Source organism: Cyclobacterium amurskyense, assembly GCF_001050135.1.
In the GTDB taxonomy this organism is placed as follows: domain Bacteria; phylum Bacteroidota; class Bacteroidia; order Cytophagales; family Cyclobacteriaceae; genus Cyclobacterium; species Cyclobacterium amurskyense.
In genome coordinates this window covers 1,508,009-1,526,417 of the sequence record NZ_CP012040.1, presented here as the reverse complement: position 1 = coordinate 1,526,417, position 18,409 = coordinate 1,508,009, and the positions used below count along the sequence as shown (strand labels likewise).

The 18,409-nt window shown below is 38.3% G+C and carries 20 protein-coding genes; 8 read left to right on the top strand and 12 right to left on the bottom strand.

Annotated features, from left to right (window positions below; all coding sequences use genetic code 11):
- Both CA2015_RS06140 and CA2015_RS06135 read left to right on the top strand, forming a co-directional pair.
- A complete protein-coding gene (locus CA2015_RS06140) occupies positions 1-1,323 on the top strand; it encodes a TolC family protein (RefSeq protein WP_048641112.1) in 1,323 nt (440 codons plus the stop codon).
- Positions 1,324-1,443: 120 nt separating this feature from the next.
- On the top strand, positions 1,444-2,844 hold the full coding sequence (locus tag CA2015_RS06135) for an MltF family protein (RefSeq protein WP_053086652.1): 1,401 nt from the start codon (positions 1,444-1,446) through the stop codon (positions 2,842-2,844).
- Here the strand turns inward: CA2015_RS06135 and crtD are convergent.
- A complete protein-coding gene (crtD, locus tag CA2015_RS06130; RefSeq protein WP_048641111.1) occupies positions 2,841-4,310 on the bottom strand; it encodes a 1-hydroxycarotenoid 3,4-desaturase CrtD in 1,470 nt (489 codons plus the stop codon). The two genes, CA2015_RS06135 and crtD, sit on opposite strands and share 4 nt — an antisense overlap.
- Before the next feature lie 731 nt (positions 4,311-5,041).
- Positions 5,042-5,701 (bottom strand): DsbA family oxidoreductase, encoded by a 660-nt coding sequence (locus CA2015_RS06125; RefSeq protein WP_053086651.1) that lies wholly within the window; start codon positions 5,699-5,701, stop codon positions 5,042-5,044.
- A gap of 254 nt (positions 5,702-5,955) precedes the next feature.
- On the opposite strand from CA2015_RS06125, the gene CA2015_RS06120 reads away from it, so the two are divergent.
- Genes CA2015_RS06120 through CA2015_RS06110 form a run of 3 tightly spaced genes read left to right on the top strand, consistent with a single transcriptional unit; the run spans position 5,956 to position 7,392 of the window.
- Entirely contained in the window at positions 5,956-6,300 is a 345-nt protein-coding gene (locus CA2015_RS06120) for a phage holin family protein (RefSeq protein ID WP_048641110.1), read from the top strand.
- The gene (locus CA2015_RS06115) at positions 6,300-6,626 is read left to right on the top strand and encodes a hypothetical protein (protein WP_048641109.1); all 327 of its coding nucleotides are present in this window, start codon (positions 6,300-6,302) and stop codon (positions 6,624-6,626) included. The genes CA2015_RS06120 and CA2015_RS06115 overlap by 1 nt, the downstream gene beginning before the upstream one ends.
- Complete coding sequence (locus tag CA2015_RS06110; protein ID WP_048641108.1) at positions 6,613-7,392, top strand: geranylgeranylglyceryl/heptaprenylglyceryl phosphate synthase; 780 nt, start codon at positions 6,613-6,615, stop codon at positions 7,390-7,392. Before CA2015_RS06115 ends, CA2015_RS06110 begins: the two co-directional genes overlap by 14 nt.
- On the opposite strand, the gene CA2015_RS06105 is transcribed toward CA2015_RS06110, so the two are convergent.
- The 6 genes from CA2015_RS06105 to panC all read right to left on the bottom strand — a co-directional run bounded on the left by CA2015_RS06105 (position 7,375) and on the right by panC (position 12,796).
- Positions 7,375-8,304, bottom strand: a complete 930-nt coding sequence (locus CA2015_RS06105; RefSeq protein WP_048641107.1) for a helix-turn-helix domain-containing protein — start codon at positions 8,302-8,304, stop codon at positions 7,375-7,377. The two genes, CA2015_RS06110 and CA2015_RS06105, sit on opposite strands and share 18 nt — an antisense overlap.
- Before the next feature lie 141 nt (positions 8,305-8,445).
- Positions 8,446-9,585, bottom strand: coding sequence for an acyl-CoA dehydrogenase (locus tag CA2015_RS06100; protein ID WP_048641106.1), 1,140 nt, complete (start codon positions 9,583-9,585; stop codon positions 8,446-8,448).
- A gap of 274 nt (positions 9,586-9,859) precedes the next feature.
- Positions 9,860-10,552 (bottom strand): zinc metallopeptidase, encoded by a 693-nt coding sequence (locus CA2015_RS06095; protein WP_048641105.1) that lies wholly within the window; start codon positions 10,550-10,552, stop codon positions 9,860-9,862.
- 38 nt (positions 10,553-10,590) lie between these two features.
- Positions 10,591-11,586 carry a lysylphosphatidylglycerol synthase transmembrane domain-containing protein gene (locus CA2015_RS06090; RefSeq protein ID WP_048641104.1) on the bottom strand — a complete coding sequence of 332 codons (996 nt, stop codon included), beginning with the start codon at positions 11,584-11,586 and terminating at the stop codon, positions 10,591-10,593.
- Entirely contained in the window at positions 11,583-11,930 is a 348-nt protein-coding gene (panD, locus tag CA2015_RS06085; RefSeq protein ID WP_048641103.1) for an aspartate 1-decarboxylase, read from the bottom strand. The genes CA2015_RS06090 and panD overlap by 4 nt, the downstream gene beginning before the upstream one ends.
- 8 nt (positions 11,931-11,938) lie before the next feature.
- Positions 11,939-12,796, bottom strand: a complete 858-nt coding sequence (gene panC, locus CA2015_RS06080; protein ID WP_048644381.1) for a pantoate--beta-alanine ligase — start codon at positions 12,794-12,796, stop codon at positions 11,939-11,941.
- Positions 12,797-12,923: 127 nt separating this feature from the next.
- On the opposite strand from panC, the gene CA2015_RS06075 reads away from it, so the two are divergent.
- Both CA2015_RS06075 and CA2015_RS06070 read left to right on the top strand, forming a co-directional pair.
- A complete protein-coding gene (locus CA2015_RS06075; protein ID WP_048641102.1) occupies positions 12,924-13,736 on the top strand; it encodes a glycogen/starch synthase in 813 nt (270 codons plus the stop codon).
- Positions 13,678-15,078, top strand: coding sequence for a DUF4270 domain-containing protein (locus tag CA2015_RS06070; protein WP_240477935.1), 1,401 nt, complete (start codon positions 13,678-13,680; stop codon positions 15,076-15,078). The genes CA2015_RS06075 and CA2015_RS06070 overlap by 59 nt, the downstream gene beginning before the upstream one ends.
- 197 nt (positions 15,079-15,275) lie before the next feature.
- Here CA2015_RS06070 and CA2015_RS06065 read toward each other — a convergent pair whose 3' ends face one another.
- The 3 genes from CA2015_RS06065 to tpiA form a co-directional block, all read right to left on the bottom strand.
- Positions 15,276-15,464: a hypothetical protein gene (locus CA2015_RS06065; RefSeq protein ID WP_048641100.1), complete on the bottom strand. Its 189-nt coding sequence runs from the start codon at positions 15,462-15,464 to the stop codon at positions 15,276-15,278.
- Between the two features lie 40 nt (positions 15,465-15,504).
- The gene (prmA, locus tag CA2015_RS06060) at positions 15,505-16,344 is read right to left on the bottom strand and encodes a 50S ribosomal protein L11 methyltransferase (protein WP_048641099.1); all 840 of its coding nucleotides are present in this window, start codon (positions 16,342-16,344) and stop codon (positions 15,505-15,507) included.
- Between the two features lie 87 nt (positions 16,345-16,431).
- Positions 16,432-17,193, bottom strand: a complete 762-nt coding sequence (gene tpiA, locus CA2015_RS06055) for a triose-phosphate isomerase (RefSeq protein ID WP_048641098.1) — start codon at positions 17,191-17,193, stop codon at positions 16,432-16,434.
- A 73-nt stretch (positions 17,194-17,266) separates the two neighbouring features.
- Here tpiA and CA2015_RS06050 point away from each other — a divergent pair, with 73 nt between their 5' ends.
- Positions 17,267-17,782, top strand: a complete 516-nt coding sequence (locus tag CA2015_RS06050) for a regulatory protein RecX (protein WP_048641097.1) — start codon at positions 17,267-17,269, stop codon at positions 17,780-17,782.
- Here CA2015_RS06050 and CA2015_RS06045 read toward each other — a convergent pair.
- Entirely contained in the window at positions 17,766-18,407 is a 642-nt protein-coding gene (locus tag CA2015_RS06045; RefSeq protein ID WP_048641096.1) for an AlbA family DNA-binding domain-containing protein, read from the bottom strand. The genes CA2015_RS06050 and CA2015_RS06045 overlap by 17 nt on opposite strands.
- Between the last annotated feature and the right edge of the window lie 2 nt (positions 18,408-18,409).

Genomic DNA, 18,409 nt, shown 5'->3' with positions numbered 1-18,409 from the left:
ATGAAGAAATTTTTATTGCTAGGTTTGGTGATGGTGATTTCCTGCAAAATGTACGGACAGCAGGAAGAATCTTTAACGTTTGAAAAGGCAGTTGAGATTGGCTTGGAGAACAATTTTGACGTTAAAATTGCCAGCAACCAGATCTTATTGGCTGAAAATGAAAAAAAACAAGCGGGTAGTCTCTTGATGCCGGTTCTGGATTTGAACAATACCAGGATCTACAGAAAAGAAGATACTGAACAGGCCTTTGTAAGTGATCCAGAAAACCCAAGAATCATTCCCAACGCACAAACTAGAAACAATAATTATAGCCTTGTAGCTATTTATGGGTTTAGGGCCGATGCAGTGGTTGCGATGAAGCGTTTGGGCAAACTTGCAGAAGTAAGTGAGTTGGAAGCCAAAGTGGTGATTGAAAATACAGTAGCGGCTATAGCCACCGCTTATTACAGATTGGTACTTGAACAGCAACGGTATGAAGTGCTTGAGCACACTTTGAAACTGTCTGACGAAAGGCTGGAAATTGCCAAAGCCCAATATGAATTTGGAAGAGCGTCCAAAAGGGATTTTTTGGCAGCTCAGGTAGATTACAATGCGGATCTTACCGCCTTGGTTTCTCAAGAGCAAGTCATCCAAAATTCAAGAATAAATTTAAATGAATTGTTGGCCATTTCCCCCGAAAAGAATTTTGTGGTAAAAGACACGATTACCATTAAGGACTCTTTTTCTCTAGAAGAACTTAAAGAAAGTGCCTTCGACGAAAACAAAACCTTCTTGGTGACACAGAGAATGGAAAATGTGGCCTACCTGCAGTTGAAGGAATTGAGGGCGCAGCGCTTACCGACAATTACACTGAATGGTTCCTATATCGACAATACCTTAAATTCTGATGCGGGCTTTTTATTGAGTAATCAACAGCAAGGAATTAACCTGGGAGCGACCATTAGTTTAAATCTTTTTAGTGGTCTAGCCCTTAACCGGCGCATACAGGCTGCCAAAATTCAGATCAATAATCAAAAGCATTTGATGGAACAGTATCAAAATCAAATGTTGTCCGATCTTCAGCGAACCTATAATACCTACGAAAATAGCAAAAGACTTTTAGAGATCGAAAGGATCAATTATGAGGTAGCCGTAGAAAGCTCAGACATCACTTTGGATAGGTTCCGTTTAGGGATTACCAATTACCTTGAGTTTAGAGATGCCCAGGTGAGCAGGCTTCAAGCAGAGAGTAGATTGATAGAATCCCTTTATACGATTAAGGAAAATGAAATAGAACTAATGCGCCTTTCTGGTAAAATTTATTTTGCGAATACGGATATGTAAAGGCAAAATAAAAGGTTAATTAGGATATTCAACATTTACATTTTGCGGGGCATATTTTGGTATATTAAGGATAAAAGCCTATAATTGAGTTCACCAAAGCAAGATTAGAGCGCCCACTCTATGTCAAAAACCAATATTTCTTACCTTTTCTTGGTCATTTTTACCTGTTTAGTGGCTTCCTGTAAGCCAGAGGTGAAAGAAAAGAAAGTGCCAAAATATTGGGAACATCCTGCAGAATTGGACTTTGATGCCATAAAGAAAAGAGGATTTATTCGGGCGATTGTTGACAATTCTTCTACCAGCTATTATATCTACCGTGGCCGTACCATGGGCTACGAATTTGAATTGCTTAGGAACCTTGCCAACCAACTGGGTGTAAACCTAAGGTTAATTGTAAGACATGATTTAGAGGATGCCTTCCGTTTATTAAATAAAGGGAAGGCAGATATTGTAGCCATCAATTTTGAGGTCAATGAGGAACGCAAGAAATATGCTTCCTTTACTGCTCCTGTAAATACAATGGAAACAGTAGTGGTTCAGCGAAAGGACCACACTCATGTGGATAGCTTGATTCAACTATCAAATAAGAAGGTATTTATTAAAAAAGGTACCATTTATAAGGAACGCCTCATGTCACTTAGTGATTCCCTGTCGCTTTCCCTTACCATAGAAGAAAAAAACACCAGTTTAGAAGAGCTTATCAATCAGGTGATACAAGAAGAAATTGACTACACAGTAGTTGACAATGACATTGCTTTAGTTAATGCGACATATAACGATTTGCTGGATGTAAATCTTATGGTCAGTCAGCCCAACCCTGTTTCTTGGGCTATTCGAAAAAATGCACCCCTACTGGAAAGTAAGATTAATGAGTGGATAGAGAGAATAGATAGAACTGGGTATAAATCCATTTTATACCATAAATATTTTTTGAATAAAAAAAATAGCTACCATCGATCCTCTTCTGCCTTTTCCTCCGTGTCGGGGGGTAGGATATCTGCGTACGATGATATAATCAAGGAAGGTGCGGATAAGTTGGGATGGGATTGGCGTCTGTTGGCTGCCCTAGTTTATAAAGAAAGTCGTTTTAATCATTCGGCAGTATCCTATGCTGGTGCAGTAGGTTTGCTTCAGTTAATGCCAGTGACCTTGCAGCGATTTGGCGTCAATGATCCCAATAATCCCAATGAAAGTTTGAGAGGTGGAGTTAATTATTTGAAATACCTTGATGGCTTTTGGCTAGATAGGGTTCCGGATAATAATGAAAGGATCAAATTTATTTTGGCTTCTTACAATGTAGGTCATGGGCATGTGCAGGATGCATGGCGTCTCGCCTACAAGTATGGAAAAGACAATAAAAGATGGGAAAATGTAGCCTATTACTTGGAAAGAAAATCAAAACCAGAAGTTTACAGAGACCCATGGGTGAAAAGTGGCTATGCCAAAGGCCATGTCACAGTACGTTACGTTCGTGAGGTATATGGTTTGTACGAATCGTATAAGGTGTTGGTCGATTCTTAAGCATTTGGAATCATGTCGGCCATAATCTTGGCAGATAACAAGCACAATGGAATGCCCCCGCCAGGATGAACGCTTCCTCCGCAAAAGAACAATTTATTTATTTTTGAACTGTAATTCGGATGTCTTAAAAAAGCAGCATATTTATTATTGGAGCTATTTCCATACAAGGCACCGTTCGCTGAGGAAGTTTTGGTTTCTATACCTATAGGATCCAGAATGTGTTCAACTTCAATTAATGGTTCAATGTTTGTTTTTAGCGTGTTGTTGATTTTTTTGATGATGAATTCTTTTGCTTTGGATTTTATCTTGTCCCAGTCCTGACCTTGGTTATTTGGTACATTTATCATAGTAAACCAATTCATGCAGCCATCTGGTGCGTCGTCTTCCTTATGAATAGAGGTGATATTAATATAGACAGTTGGGTCCTTGTACACGTCCCTTTTATCAAAAATGGTCTTAAATTCCTTCTCGTAATCATTGCTAAAAAGAATATTGTGAAGGTCAAGCTCTGGGAAATTTTTCTTGATCCCCCAATAGAATATCAATGCTGAGCTGGACTTTGGTTGTTTCAATAATCTTTTAGGTTGGACCTCCTCTTTGAGAATGGTTTTGTAGGCGGTTACCATGTCCATATTATTGATCACTAAATCGGAGAAATAATCGCCGCTTGGGGTCTGTATACCAATGGCCCTATTGTTCTTTACTAGAATTTTTTCTACCGGTTGATTGAAATTAAAAGAAACCCCAAGCTCTTTGGCCAACCCATACAGGCTGGAAGTAATGTCATGCATTCCCTTCACCGGGAAGTAAGCGCCCCTGTTGAATTCCAAATGAGGAATGATGTTTAAAGTGGCTGGTGTTTGATAGGGATCTGAGCCATTGTAGGTGGCATATCGATTAAATAGTTGTACTAGTTTTGGATGATGGAACTGTAAGGAATTTGCTTGATTCATGGTACTGAATAGCCCAAGTTTTCCCATTCTAAGATAGGACCGAAAAGCCTTTTTATTGAACCAAGTGCTCCACTTGTGCAGAGATCTATGCATAAAGAGGGGAGCAAGGTGTTGGTAAATATAGGCTGATTTTTTTAGCGCCTTTTTTGTGTTTTCTTTCGGCTCCCCAAGTTGTTTGTTTACCTCATCAGCAAATTTATCTACATCAGAATGGGCGCTTAATCTTGTGCCATCCTCCCAGAAATAATTGCAATTAATGGCAAGTCTTTTGTATTGAAAATAGTCCTTTGTGTTTTTTCCTGCCAACTCAAACAACTCTTCAACCTGTTCGGGAAGGGTAAACAAAGAGGGGCCAGCATCAAAACGATAGCCATCAATCTTGATTTCTGACAGTTTTCCTCCCGGATAAGAATTTGCCTCATACACACTTACCTGATATCCTTTGAGAGATAAACGGATTGAGGCTGCCAAGCCCGCAATACCAGAACCTACGATTATTGCCTTCTTTCCCATTAGTTTTAATCAACTTGAATAGCCAATAACAATGTAGCTATGGACTATTCAATATATAATAAATGCCTTTCATTTGCCTTCAGATAATCCGATTTATTCAAAAATAATAGCAGAGGGAAGTATGGATATTTACCCATCTGCTTCTATTATTAGCAGTATGCTAGAATAACAAGGTTCCGCTTAATATTGTTGTCCTTTAGTAGCTGATTTACCAAATCAGCCTAAGACAATTTACTTGTCAAGTAAAAAGAAGGTAGCAGGATAGGTGGATTAATTTTATTCGGATTTAGAGATATTGAAAAAATGGAATGGTTGGAGCGAATGTTTGTAGAGAATTTAGCAGCATTGTTACAAAAATAAATTGGCAACAATGCCGCTAAAATTATGTGCTGTACACTCCCTTCATTCCTCGCGAAATGTTCTTAGCTCTTTTAAACCCGAAATATGCAATAGACAATCTATTACGTGCTGAAATCGCTTCAAAATACCCAATCGTTGCTGTTTTCAATTTCACCATAGCGGTGCTATGCTAAAATCTCCAAACAGTCTGATTGTCTTGCGATTGCAACACTTCCCGTAAACACGGGACAGGCTTCACCCCTGACCATTGTCAGGGCGGAGAAATCCTATTACCTAATTCGGGTTAAAGATGCTCTTTTGTCAATTTCAGATTTAATCCATCATTGATCCACTCGAAAAGGAATATTTTACTAGTGATACAGGCCACTTTATTAACCTTTAGGTTGCAGAGCGTCTTCTTCCCATTCTTTGAACGATTGCTCTATGGCCTCTGCAAATACCTTGGATTCCTGAGCACCACTTATGCCATATTTACCATTGAAAACGAAAAAAGGAACTCCCTGTATTCCAATTTGTTTGGACTCCATTAGGTCTCTTTTAACTTGATCAGTGAAATTGTCATTTTTTAAAGTTTCCTCAGCATTGGTTATCCCTACTTCTTTTGCTAAGTCAGCAAGGATGGATACATCATCAATGTTTTTCCCCTCTATAAAATAAGCTTTTAATAAACGCTCTTTCATTTCCAACTGTAGACCTTGTGCCAAAGCAAGGTGTAATAATCTATGGCTCCTGAAAGTGTTAGCTACTACGGCTTTGTCCATTTTGTAATCTAGCCCTTCGATGCCTGCCTGTTGAGTGACATATTCTGTCATTTCTCTGGCTTTTTCTAATGTCACACCTTTGCTTTCTGACAGGTATTGCACCACAGATTTGTCCATATCTGTTTTTATTTCAGGGTTCAACTGAAAACTCTTATAAATGACCTCTATTTGGTCTTTCTTATCAAATTTTGCCAATGCATTTTCAAAACGGCGCTTGCCTATATAGCAAAAAGGGCAAACAATATCACTCCAGATTTCTATTTTCATCATTTAACTGCCTTTTGTTTTTTTAACTCAAAGAATTGTATGAGAGCCTGTATTGAGTTTGTAACAAATCGCTTACTTGATAGGTTCTACTGCTTAAAACAATTTGCTGCTTCAGAAATTAATTTTCTTTGTAGATTTGTTGAGAAACCAAATAGGAAATGCGCTTTTATTGATGTGCTGATTTTCTTGCAAGGTTTTTGTTTTAATTTATAGTAACTTGACTTATATAATTTATTAATTAAAACCCCTATATCAATATGAATGAGATTATTACTACAATTAAAAAATTGATAGAAGTAAGGGTTAATATTATTAAAGCTGAAATTGTCGACCAAATAAGTTTGGTCGTAGCGAGGGTTGCGGTCATTGTTTTGATCGTTTTATCTGCTTCTTTTATTTTGCTTTTTGGTAGTATTGCACTGGCTTTTTATTTTAGTGAATTGTACGGAAGTAGCTCAATTGGCTTCTTGATGTTAACAGGTATCTACCTAATAATATTTTTGTTATTGGTATTGTTAAGGAATGCCTCTGGCTTTCAAAGGGTACTTAAAAATTCCCTATACAGGTATGTTTTCTTATTTAAAGGTAGAAAAGACGAATAATGAAAGAGGATTTGTTAAAGCAGTCAAAGGAATTAGAACAAACGCTGGAGAAGCAACTCCAGTTTTTGAAACAAGATTCTCAGGTGTACCTTAAGGTTGGTGGCTTAGCCCTATTAGGAGGGGTCCTTGCTGTCTATTCCATTCAGCAGCTAAAGGGAAAAAATAAAAAGAAGTCTTTAAAAAAGAAAAAGAGCGCTAAGAAGAAGGGGTATAGCTTTTTCGGGACGCTTAGAAGCAGGCTATTTTGGATGTTGATAGACATTGGAAAAGCAAGGTTCATGAACAATCTTATGGCTAAAGTGGACCCGGGAGATGAACCGAAATAAGGAAATACGTGAATTGCTTTACCGAAGGAACAAAAAAGGCATTAAGAGCCTTGCCTTATTAATAGACCCGGAGAAAATTGACAAACAACCTTCTCTGGAACTTCTTAAGGAGCTTTCTCATGGTCTAATCATCGATTTCTTTCTTGTGGGAGGAAGTCTGGTAAATACCAATCGCCTCGATCATTGTTTGTGCAGGTTGAAAGAAGTGACCAAAGGAAATGTTCCTGTGGTCTTGTTTCCGGGGAGTGTAATGCAGCTTTCTGATGAGGCAGATGCTGTCTTGTTTCTCTCTCTGATTTCTGGAAGAAATCCTGATTTATTGATTGGGCAACATGTATTGGCGGCACCTACTCTGTCTAAGAGTAAACTTGAGGTTCTCCCTGTTGGATACATGTTGGTCAATGGAGGTGCAAGTACAAGCGTGGAATACATGAGTCAAACCATTCCTATTCCTAATAATAAGCCTGATATTGCAGTGGCTACTGCCTTAGCTGGAGAGTTTTTGGGATTGCCTTTGTTTTACCTGGATGCTGGTTCTGGAGCAAAGATTCCAGTGTCTAAAAAAATGATCAATGCTGTGAGTAGGGAGATTAATTCTCCGCTTATGGTAGGAGGAGGCATACGTTCCCTTCAAGAGGCAAAAGATGCGTGGAATGCGGGTGCAGATGTATTGGTTATAGGTAATGGGGCAGAAAAAAACCCCAGTTTAATTACTGAGGTTTTGCATTATGCTAAATTTTATAATTCATCACTGAACGTTAATTAACGATTCTCTTCGTCTCATTTTACCTGCAGGTAGACCATACATCATCTTAAATCTTCTACAGAAATAAGCAGTGTCTTTGTATCCGACTTCTTTTCCGATGTCTCGTATACTCTTTTTGGTGGTTCTCAATAACTCCACAGCCGCTTCCATTCTTTGGTATTCAATATAATCCTGAGGATTAATACCTGTTAGCATCTTAAAGTATTGGCCTACATAATCTTCTGAAACATTGGCTACTTTTGCCAACACTTTATTGGACAAGTCTCCACCAATATTCTTCTTGATATAATTGAACATGTCGATCAATCGAGGATCCTTGAAATAAGTACTGTTGGTAGACAATTCTTCTACAAACAGTCTGTTTTTAAGGATGTGACGAACCAATTCCACTACCAGTAATTCAGTATAAAGTTTTATTACCCTTTCTTTTCCAGGTGTGTTTTGTTCGGATTCCTTTACTACATCTTCGAGTATGGAAGCTATTCGATCGTTGAATCGAATTACAAAAGCTGGTATACCAAGTGAGTTAAAGAAATTGACAACATCGAATACCTTTGCTTCAAAAGTAACTGAGGTGATGCAGTCGTCTTCAAGGTTTTTAATGTTTTTAAAACTGATAGTTTGAAGGTACTTCTTTTTGTTTTCCAAAAAATTATCATTGTTGGTCTCGTTCCTTTTGGTAACTGTACCGAATGATACTCTAGTTGGCCTTCCTGCTGGAATAAATAGTATTTCCCCCTCATTAACAGACTCTTGGTCTTCACCATAATTCAACGATCCTCTGTGTAAGAGGATGGCTGTATTTTCTGAATCTGTATAATCGGTTATGGTTACAGGTCGCTCAATTTTAAAGTTATTTCCTTTCACGTACCTTACGCCAACCGACTCTATCACCTTATTGTAATATTCCATGATTAGTGCATTTAGAGTTATTTTTTGTAAAAGTATATTTTTTTTCTGATTTGTTATGACAATTTGTAATAAAAAATTAGAATAAACTAAATTCCGATTTGAAAATTACTATATATTTTTAAATATCCATAACTTATACAATTAGCTTAAAAGCTTTCTGGATATAACTATTTTCTGAATTTCTGAAGTGCCTTCATAGATCTCTGTAATTTTAGCATCCCTCATCATCCGTTCTACGTGGTATTCTCGCACATAACCATAACCTCCATGGATTTGGACGGCCTCATTTGTGGTTTTCATGGCCACCTTTGAAGAGTACAATTTGGCAATTGCACTTAACCTTACATAAGACTCGTTTTTGTCTTTTTTTAAGGCGGCTTTATAACATAACAAACGTGCGGCTTCTATTTCCGTGTCCATGTCTGCCAGTTTAAATTGAATGGCTTGGTGTTCACTGATAGGTTTACCGAAAGTTTTTCTTTCTTTGGCATATTTTACAGACAGTTCCATTGCTCCTGCTGCTATTCCAAGGGCCTGAGCGGCAATGCCTATACGGCCTCCATTTAAGGTTTCCATGGCAAACTTAAAACCAAAACCTTCCTCTCCTATTCGGTTTTCTTTGGGAACCTTCATATCCGTAAACATCAATGAGCAAGTGTCAGAAGCCCTAATGCCCATTTTGTCTTCTTTTTTACCAACTTCAAAACCTGCCCAACCTCTTTCTACTATAAATACTGATATCCCATGGTGTTCTTTTTTTTTGTTGGTTTGTGCAATGACAAGATAGATGTCTGCTGAATAGCCATTGGTTATCCAGTTCTTTGTACCATTGATCAAGTAATGATCCTCTTTCTCTACGGCAGTGGTACTTTGAGAGGTGGCATCGGATCCGGCTTCTGGCTCTGACAATGCAAAAGCTCCCAAACATTTGCCTGAAGCAAGTGGTTTTAAGTACTTTTCTTTCTGGGATTTTGTTCCATATTTTTCCAAACCCCAACACACCAAAGAGTTGTTTACAGACATGATCACGGCAGCTGAGGCATCTACCTTAGCGATTTCTTCCAATGCGATTACGTAGGAGAGGGTATCCATTCCACCACCGCCATACTCTTGAGGAACCATCATTCCCATAAATCCCATTTCAGCCATCTGTGCAACCAATTCTTTTGGGAATTCACATTGAATGTCCCTTTCGATTACTTTTGGTAAAAGTACTGTTTGTGCAAAATCTGAAGCCGCTTCCTTTATGGCCAGTTGTTCTTCATTCAGGTCAAAATCCATACTTTTGAATTGTTTTAATACCTCTACAAGTAAACAAAAGGACTTTTAACGCGGATTTAGCAATAGAATTTTCTGGCCTTATAGGTAAGTTTTTCATTAGGGAGAAAAACTGCTAAGGTTGATAGATTTTCTAATGAATTAAGGTCGGGATAGATTGTCTATTTCCTATTTTGGATTCAATTCTATTCATTTGACGCATAGTCCTTAATAGTAATACCCAGAAAATAAAAAAGGGGCAACGCTGCCCCTTTAAAAATTTAAATAATTCTTTGTTTTAGTCTCTGTTTCCAAAAAAGACGAACATGTAATAGGCTAAAGTGGCCATTGATGCCAAGGCGGCAACCACATAAGTCATGGCTGCCCATTTCAATGCGTCTTTGGACATATCGTACTCTTCAGGAGTTACTACATTCCTTTGCTTTACCCAAGCCAAGGCTCGGTTACTAGCATCAAATTCTACAGGTAGCGTAATAACACTAAATAAAGTCAAGATACTGTAGGCACCAACTACTACTACGCCAACTGCTTCATAAGGAAGGCCAAATAAGGCTATACCTCCAAAAAGAGAGGCGATCAATACTATATTTAAAATTTTGCCACTGATATTTTGAATAGGTACCAGGGTTGATCTTAATTTAAGCCATGCATAAGAATTTGCATGTTGAACCGCATGGCCACATTCGTGAGCTGATACAGCTGTGGCTGCAGCATTTCTTCCATAATAAACATCTGTGCTCAGGTTAACCGTTTTATTCATTGGGTTGTAATGATCAGATAATTGCCCTTCTACACAATTGACTTTTACGTTATGGATGTTATGATCCGCCAACATCAACTCAGCAATTTCTTTACCGGATAAGTTGGCCTTTAAAGAAACCTGCGAGTATTTTTTAAACTTATTCTTTAGCCTGTTACTTACCACATAGCCAAGAATTGCAAATACAACTACAATTAGTATGATTCCCATGTTTTATTTTAATTTTCTATTTTTCTTCTACAACGATTTTATTGATTCAAGGTTACTTTCTTTTTCCTGAAAAGGTAAAGAAAGCTAATCCCTCCCAAAATCAAAACAATCATTATTTGAGAGGTATGAACTAACATCGCAAATACCTTGCCCTGCTCCTCTGATATGCCATAATAGAGGAGTATAAAAGCGACCATGGCGTGAAAGGTCCCTATGCCTCCTTGTACTGGAGCTATCATTCCAATGCTTCCCATTACTAAAACCATTAAAACGGAAGTAGCTGATAATGAGTTGGTAGAGGGAATAGAAAGCGCCATCCAATACATCATTAAAAAATAGATGGTCCAAATAAGTACGGTAGCAACCCAAAATCCAACTTTGTTTTTCATATGAATCAAGGTTTCTAAACCACTGACAAATTGGCGTAAAAACTGACGAATTTTACCTATTAATGTAGTTTTTTTGAATTTTAAGTAGGTAAGCACTGCCAATACCAAGAGGATCAACATAAGAAGTATCGCCCAATAAACGTATTCGGATACGAAGGATTTAATGGCGCTTAGAGAAATTAGGCTTTCAAAAATTTCGATAAATATCCCTCCTTCTAGAAGGAAGGCCAAAGCAATAATAAAGAGCATAAAGACCATGTCTATTGTTCTTTCCAGGACTACGGTCCCAAAGATTTTACCGAATTTAATGGGGTAGACTTTGCTTACCCCACCACATCTGGCCACCTCTCCTGCTCTGGGGAAAAGAAGATTGATCAAGTTGCCAAACATCAAGGACCAAAAGATTGGTATGGTTTTTACCTCAATGGTTTCATTGGTAGCAATTAAGTTCTTCCATCTCCATGCCCTAAGCCAAAAACCAAGCAGTCCTAGAAACATGGCTGCAGAAAACCAAAGAGCATTGATTCCTTTAAGGGCTTCTAAAATGACTTCCCCTTCAATATCCTTGTAGAGATAATAGAAAATCAAAATCGCAGCCACTAGGGGCACGATAGCTTGAAGACCGCTTTTTAATTTATTGCTCAAATTACTTTGTTTTGGGCATCAGGGAAAATAATAGTGGGTTTGTATTTTTTTGCTTCTTCAAAGTCCATTGAGGCATAGGAAATGATGATGACTACATCTCCAACTTGCGCTTTTCGAGCCGCGGGGCCGTTGAGACAAATTTGGCCTGAGTCTCTTTCTCCTTTTATGACATAAGTTTCCAGACGTTCACCATTGTTGATATTTACAATCTGAACTTTTTCATTCTCAATGATATTAGCTGCTTCCATTAATGCCTCATCAATGGTGATGCTGCCTACATAATGAAGTTCCGCTTGGGTGATTTTTACCCGATGAATTTTTGATTTTAATAACTGAATTTGCATGTCAATAGTTAAATGTGACCAGAACGAAAGATAATATTGTCAATTAATCGTACCTGTTCAATATATGCCGCAATACAAATGGCGTATGATTTTCCGGGTATTGGCTGTTGGACAAGGCTGAAATCTGCTTCATCAACGAGTTCCAGATACTCGGGGTTTATCTCAATTGGATTTAAAATTTTCTTAATTGCATTGTTTTTAATCTTCAACCAGTCCCCCCCCATTAAAAGTTCATCTTTACATTTAGTCAAGGTTTTGTAAAGAAGAGGAGCGATTTTTCTTCCTTCCGGACTTAGTCTTTGGTTTCGAGAAGAAAGTGCCAACCCATCAGTTTCCCTAACCGTGGGCACGACTTCTATTTCAATACCGAAAGATAGGTCGCTTACCAGTCTTTTAACGACAGAAACTTGTTGAAGGTCTTTTTGGCCAAAAAAGGCAATGTCAGGCTGTACTATATGAAACAGCTTAGACACAACTATAGCAACACCATTAAAATGACCAGGTCTAAACCTGCCTTCAAGCACTTGCTCCATAGTCCCAAAATCAAACTCCATAAAAATTCCTTCAGGATAGATTTCTTTCTCCGAAGGAACAAAGACAATATCCACGCCTTCCTCACTCAATACAGCTAAGTCAGCTTCTAAGGTTCTGGGGTATTTCTGAAGGTCTTCCGGATTGTTAAATTGGATGGGGTTTACAAAAATTGTCACAATAGTGACGTCCATTTGTTTTTTAGACTGCCGGATTAATTCTAAATGCCCTTGGTGCAATGCCCCCATAGTAGGGACAAGGCCTATCGCTTTATTTTGGGTTTTAAAGGCCCTTAAGTGCTGTTTTACAGCAGGTATGGTTTCGTGTATTTCCAAAGTCTGTTTTGAAATGGAATAGGAAAATAGGTGCAAAAGTATATTATTCTGAATAAAAACAATGGAATTTGCTGATTTTTTTGTAAATTTGTAGTCCCGTTATATCCCTAAATTAAACACACACGATATGTCTAAACTTCGTATCCTTTACGTAGCAAGCGAAATTAACCCTTTTCTTCAAACTTCTGAAGTTGCTAATTTTGTAAGAGCCCTGCCTCAAGCGATGCAGGAAAAAGGAATGGAAATCCGAATTTTGGTACCGAGATTTGGATTGATTAATGAAAGAAAGAATCGGTTGCATGAGGTTGTAAGGCTTTCAGGTATCAATATATCAGTAGGTGAGGAGGAAAAACCATTGATAATTAAAGTTGCATCTATCCCCAATGCTAAATTACAGGTATATTTTATAGACAATGAAGACTATTTTCAGAGAAAGAGCGTTTTCTTTGACAAACAGAATAAATTTTATGAGGACAATGACGAAAGAGCCATTTTCTTCTGTAAAGGAGTTTTAGAAACCGTAAAGAAATTAGGTTGGGCCCCGGATGTTGTTCATTGTAATGACTGGATGACTAGCCTTATTCCTTTGTATTTGAAAACTACTTACAAGAATGAGCCCTTGTTCAAAGAAACAAAATCTGTTTATGCTATTTATAATAACGGATTTAGTCATAAATTTGGGGACGATTTATTCGATAAAATAAAAATGGTAGACATCGATGACCAGCTTCTTGCCCCATTGAAGTCCAAGGACTACGAAGGGTTTGTGAAATTGGGTATGGAGTATGCCGACGTTGTAGTAAAAGGTGAGGATATTTCCGAAAGCTTGGCTGCCATAATTCAACAATCTTCTAAAGAAAAACAGTTTGAAATTAAAAGTGATGAACAAGACGAGCTTTTTGAAAGCTATTACAATATCTATACGGACCTTGCAGGTTAAATTCCTCGGGGCCCTGTGCTCAATTGTTATTTTCGCAGGAGCTTGTTCAGACCCATCCGAGATTGGATTGGTACTGGATCCCGGCTCCAACCAGATAGGGGTATTCTATGAAGAAATACCCCTATCTTCTTTATTGGTACTTGAAGATTCTTTCAATACTACAAATCAGAGCCGAATGGTGGTTGGAGGTGATCATAGTGACCTTTTTGGAACCACAGAATCAATAGCTTATAGCAGGCTTTCCTTTAATCCTGATGGTGTACTTCCGGAAGATGATGCAATATTTGACTCTGCAATTTTCAACTTCAATATTGTTGACCTCATAGCAGATGATTTTGATGAAGAAAAGGAATTTAAAGTGCATAGGTTATTAGAAGCCATTGAAGATACCACCTATTACAGTTTTAGTTCCCTTGATTATGAGGAGAATGTAGCACTGGCTGAAGGTGCTTTTGTGTTGCAGGCTGATACGGTCAATCAAGTAAGAATGGACCTTAATCCTGATTTTGCTGCGGAGCTTTTTGGTAAGCTTACTACACAAGATCCGGTATTTGATAATATTTTTGCTTTCAGGGAGTATTTTCCCGGTATAGTGATCAAAGGAGATCCAGCCCAGAACACGTCCATTTCTTTAGCTATAGGAGGCGGGACAGGTATTACCATGTATTATCATTACGAAGATGATACGGTGTCAACAGCATACCCTATTAACACCATTCAATCAAGGCATTTTAATCAAGTGATTAGTAATAGGCAAGGAACTGCTACAGAACAGATCGTGGAGAAAGATGTTGCCTATGATATAGAAGGTGATAAAGTTGGGGTCAAAGCCGGTTTGGGGCTAAAGATGAAACTTGACATGAGCCCTTTGCATGAATTTCTGGACACACTCGAAAATGTTACCTTCAACCAGATCCTATTGGAAGTAGGGCCAGTGGATGAATATCCAGAAGGAAAGAATCCTTACGGAGCCTTGGTAATGTATTTTGCAACTGATGGCGGTGAGTATTACCGAAGGTTTGATGGAGTAAAAGTGGCTGTTCAAGGCGAAAACAATACCCATACAGGTTTGGATGTGGATGGGAATGTTGTCCCCCTGACGGGAAACCAGAATGGCTTGGCTTATAATTCTGAAACAAGGGTGTATGCCAACCAAATTACGTCTTATGTAAATGCCATGTATCGTTCAGGATTGGTGAAAACAGATTTGTTTTTATACCCTAATACTCCAAGTACAGAAAGTGGTGTTGTTAGTTTTGATGCGTTCAAACGTTCTCTAAAGGAGTTTGTCGTTGATAAAGATAATATCAAAGTGAAAGTATATTATTCAAAAATCAGGTAGTGGGTGAATTGATCTGCTAAATCAAACTGATTATTTTATAAAAAAAGTCGGAAGCAAGAAATTGCCTTCCGACTTTTTTATTTTAACCCAGATAGTTAAACCCGAAATATGCAATAGACAATCTATTACGTGCTAAAATCTCCAAACAGCCTGATTTTCTTGCGATTGCAACACTTCCCGTAAACACGGGACAGGCTTCACCCCTGACTATTGTCAGGACGGAGAAATCCTATTACATAATCCGGGTTAAAAGAATCCTTAGCCAACAATAGTGTTTCTATTGCATCTTGAAGCCAAGGTTCATTCGCGATATGAAATGCCCAAAGACTGAAAAAATTAAGTCTTTGTCTGGTTTTGTTTTCCTTCTTCTGCTCTTTCGAGTCCATGTAAGGTAAAAAAGGTTTAGTCTAGAAGGACCAAGTCAGGTCAGGATTGTACTTTTTGAAATAATAAGGAAGTCCAATTATTGCGGACCTTTTTTCCTTTGAGGATTAATCCATGTTTTTCTGCTTCCTGATTTATGTCTTCTATATCAGTTTCGTAGAACCCACTTAGAAGCAATTGCCCCTTAGTAAATAGCTTTTCAGCGTATACCTCCATCTCATCCAACAATACGTTTTTATTTATATTGGCGAGAATTAGGTCATAAGCCTTTTCAGTATTTACAGATCTAATTGCCCCTGTTTGCATGGAAAGATTTTTGAATCCATTTATCTCAAAATTTTCATTTCCATTGTCAACACTCCATTCATCAATATCAAAAGCTGTAACGAGGGAAGCCCCCAGTTTCATTGCCATTATGGCCAGAATACCTGTTCCTGAGCCTGCGTCCATTACTTTTTTGTTATCATGGCTAATTTCATTTTGCCATTCAAGCATAAGGTAAGTGGTGGAATGATGTCCTGTTCCGAAAGACATTTTCGGATTGATGACAATTTCGTGTTTATGGTCCTCAATCCTGCTGGGGTGGAAAGTTGCCCTCACATAGACCATGTCTCCAACAGATATAGGATCATAGTTTTTCTCCCAAGCTTCATTCCAGTTGATTTTAGCCAAGATACCCTCTTCAATTTTAATCTCAGCAACATCCTGGTATTGGGCGATAACTTCTTGCCATAATTGCGTGTTAAGGTCATCTTGAGGGATGTAGGCATCAAATCCGGCCGTTGTTTCCAAGAAGGAATCAAAGCCTATGTTGGCCAATTCTGCCATCAGAATTTCTCTATATTCTTCCTTACAGCTGATTTTAAACTCTAGGTATTCCATTGAAGAATTGTGTTGAATTGAAAAATATAAAAATGCCCCGGCAATTTACTGCCTGGGCAACTGTCCTCGAATGAAGAGGATAAATATTTAGAATGATTTTGCGATGTCTACAAAATCTCTGGATTTTAATGAAGCACCACCGATCAATCCTCCATCCACATCCGCTTTAGAGAAGATCTCTTTCGCATTGTCAGGCTTGCAACTTCCGCCGTAAAGTATAGAGATTCCTTCGGCTACAGTTTTACCATATTTGGATGATAAGTGTTGACGAATTGCAGAGTGCATTTCCTGTGCCTGGTCAGAGGAAGCAGTTTTACCTGTTCCTATTGCCCATATTGGTTCGTAGGCGATAACTAATTTTTTAACTTCTTCCTCGCTAAATCCAAACAAGCTTTCAGTAAGTTGTTTAGTTACGTAGGCTTCATGAGTTCCTGCTTCCCTGATTTCCAAAGGTTCTCCACAGCAGAAAATTGGCGTTAAATTATTGGAAAGCGCCTGTTTGGTTTTTTCAGTCAATAATTCATTGCTTTCATTGAACATAGCTCTTCTTTCACTATGACCGATAATTACAAATTCAGCTCCAAAGGAGGTCAACATGGCGGCTGAAGTTTCTCCAGTATAAGCTCCGGAATTCTGATCGGAACAATTTTGAGCACCTAGATAGATGTTGTCAACACCTGCAATAAGTTTTTTTACGCCGTGTAGATGAACAAAAGGAGGATTTAATATTACCTGTACATCTTTAATCGGTTCATCTTTTATCATGTTCACTATCTCAGAAGTTAGTTTTTGACCTTCTTCAAGCAAGCAGTTCATTTTCCAATTACCAGCAACAATTTTTTTTCGCATGATATTTCTATTTAGATTTATATATTTGGTCAGGATTATCCCGTTAGTATACCAAAAGCTAAAATTACGTAAAATGTCAGTTCCAGAAAAAGGAAATTCGGTTTCAGGTTCAAAAAAGAAAAATAGCTATTCAAAAGGGCTAAAAAAAATAGCGGCTTATTGTGCGTATCAGGAACGTGCAATATCGGAAGTTGTGTCGAAACTAAATGAAATCGGGTTAGAAGAAGGTGAAGCAGAAAAAATTTTACAAACCTTGATAGATCAGGACTTCATTAATGAAAAGAGATTTGTTGAAGGCTTTGTCAAAGGAAGGTTCAACTTAAAAAGATGGGGAAGGATCAGGATTCGACAAGAGTTGAAAATGAGAGAAATTCCTAATCACTTGATTCAGGAAGGCCTGGAGCTTTTGGCCCCAGAGGATTACCATAATACTTTACTTCACTTGGCAGAGAGAAAATGGAAACTTACCAATGATGACAATCTGTACAAAAGGAAAACCAAGGTCGTTCGGTTTTTGGTGTTCAGAGGTTTCGAGCCGGACCTTGTATGGGAAGTTGTGGAGGAATTGGGAACTAAAGATGCGCTTTAGTAATGAATTTGTCCTCAGATTCCTGAGGGATAACTTCTAACACATTGGCTAAGACCAGCTTGACAAGTGTCTTGGAGGCAATGAAAACTGGGATTCTAGCCATGGCCATAAACTCTTTTAGGGTGACGTAAGGTTTGTTGGCCAAGGCTTTCATTAGTAATTCTTCCTTTCTTCCATATTTGAAAATGACATTGTTTGGGTTTTTCTTTCTTTTCATTATCTCCCACATTTCTCTACTGGCCTGAATACTTCGGTCAGCTACCCTAACGTAGGCTTTTTTCTTTTTATCTTCTAAAGTAAAGTGTGGTGCATCAGCGCTTTTCCCAACTCTATAGATGGCAACGCCTTTCTTTTGATTGATGGGGATGACATCTCTTTCCAAGCTCATAGGAGGGTGAATCAACTCCTTTATGGCTTTATCCATGGCATAGACCTCTTCTTCTATGTAACGTTGGCCGCTAACGGTGCCGTCATCATCTACACCTAAAAGGAGATAGCCCCCCTCGGTATTGGCCAATGCGATGATTTCCTTGACGATCTTTTCAGGATGGGCTGCCTTTTTCTTGAACTCTACATGCAGGCCTTCTCCTTTTTGAGCTAGTTTTGTAATATCCTGAATGGTCATCT

Excerpts from the sequence above, each read along its gene's own strand:
- prmA (WP_048641099.1), bottom strand. The coding sequence starts at position 16,344 with ATGGAATACCTAGAGTTTAAAATCAGCTGTAAGGAAGAATATAGAGAA.
- CA2015_RS06095 (WP_048641105.1), bottom strand. The coding sequence starts at position 10,552 with ATGGGAATCATACTAATTGTAGTTGTATTTGCAATTCTTGGCTATGTG.
- tpiA (WP_048641098.1), bottom strand. The coding sequence starts at position 17,193 with ATGCGAAAAAAAATTGTTGCTGGTAATTGGAAAATGAACTGCTTGCTT.
- CA2015_RS06050 (WP_048641097.1), top strand. The coding sequence starts at position 17,267 with ATGTCAGTTCCAGAAAAAGGAAATTCGGTTTCAGGTTCAAAAAAGAAA.
- CA2015_RS06105 (WP_048641107.1), bottom strand. The coding sequence starts at position 8,304 with ATGGAATATTACAATAAGGTGATAGAGTCGGTTGGCGTAAGGTACGTG.
- CA2015_RS06075 (WP_048641102.1), top strand. The coding sequence starts at position 12,924 with ATGTCTAAACTTCGTATCCTTTACGTAGCAAGCGAAATTAACCCTTTT.
- CA2015_RS06115 (WP_048641109.1), top strand. The coding sequence starts at position 6,300 with ATGAAAGAGGATTTGTTAAAGCAGTCAAAGGAATTAGAACAAACGCTG.
- crtD (WP_048641111.1), bottom strand. The coding sequence starts at position 4,310 with ATGGGAAAGAAGGCAATAATCGTAGGTTCTGGTATTGCGGGCTTGGCA.
- CA2015_RS06045 (WP_048641096.1), bottom strand. The coding sequence starts at position 18,407 with ATGACCATTCAGGATATTACAAAACTAGCTCAAAAAGGAGAAGGCCTG.
- CA2015_RS06120 (WP_048641110.1), top strand. The coding sequence starts at position 5,956 with ATGAATGAGATTATTACTACAATTAAAAAATTGATAGAAGTAAGGGTT.
- panD (WP_048641103.1), bottom strand. The coding sequence starts at position 11,930 with ATGCAAATTCAGTTATTAAAATCAAAAATTCATCGGGTAAAAATCACC.
- CA2015_RS06125 (WP_053086651.1), bottom strand. The coding sequence starts at position 5,701 with ATGATGAAAATAGAAATCTGGAGTGATATTGTTTGCCCTTTTTGCTAT.
- CA2015_RS06065 (WP_048641100.1), bottom strand. The coding sequence starts at position 15,464 with ATGGACTCGAAAGAGCAGAAGAAGGAAAACAAAACCAGACAAAGACTT.
- CA2015_RS06100 (WP_048641106.1), bottom strand. The coding sequence starts at position 9,585 with ATGGATTTTGACCTGAATGAAGAACAACTGGCCATAAAGGAAGCGGCT.
- CA2015_RS06070 (WP_240477935.1), top strand. The coding sequence starts at position 13,678 with ATGAACAAGACGAGCTTTTTGAAAGCTATTACAATATCTATACGGACC.
- CA2015_RS06135 (WP_053086652.1), top strand. The coding sequence starts at position 1,444 with ATGTCAAAAACCAATATTTCTTACCTTTTCTTGGTCATTTTTACCTGT.
- CA2015_RS06140 (WP_048641112.1), top strand. The coding sequence starts at position 1 with ATGAAGAAATTTTTATTGCTAGGTTTGGTGATGGTGATTTCCTGCAAA.
- CA2015_RS06110 (WP_048641108.1), top strand. The coding sequence starts at position 6,613 with ATGAACCGAAATAAGGAAATACGTGAATTGCTTTACCGAAGGAACAAA.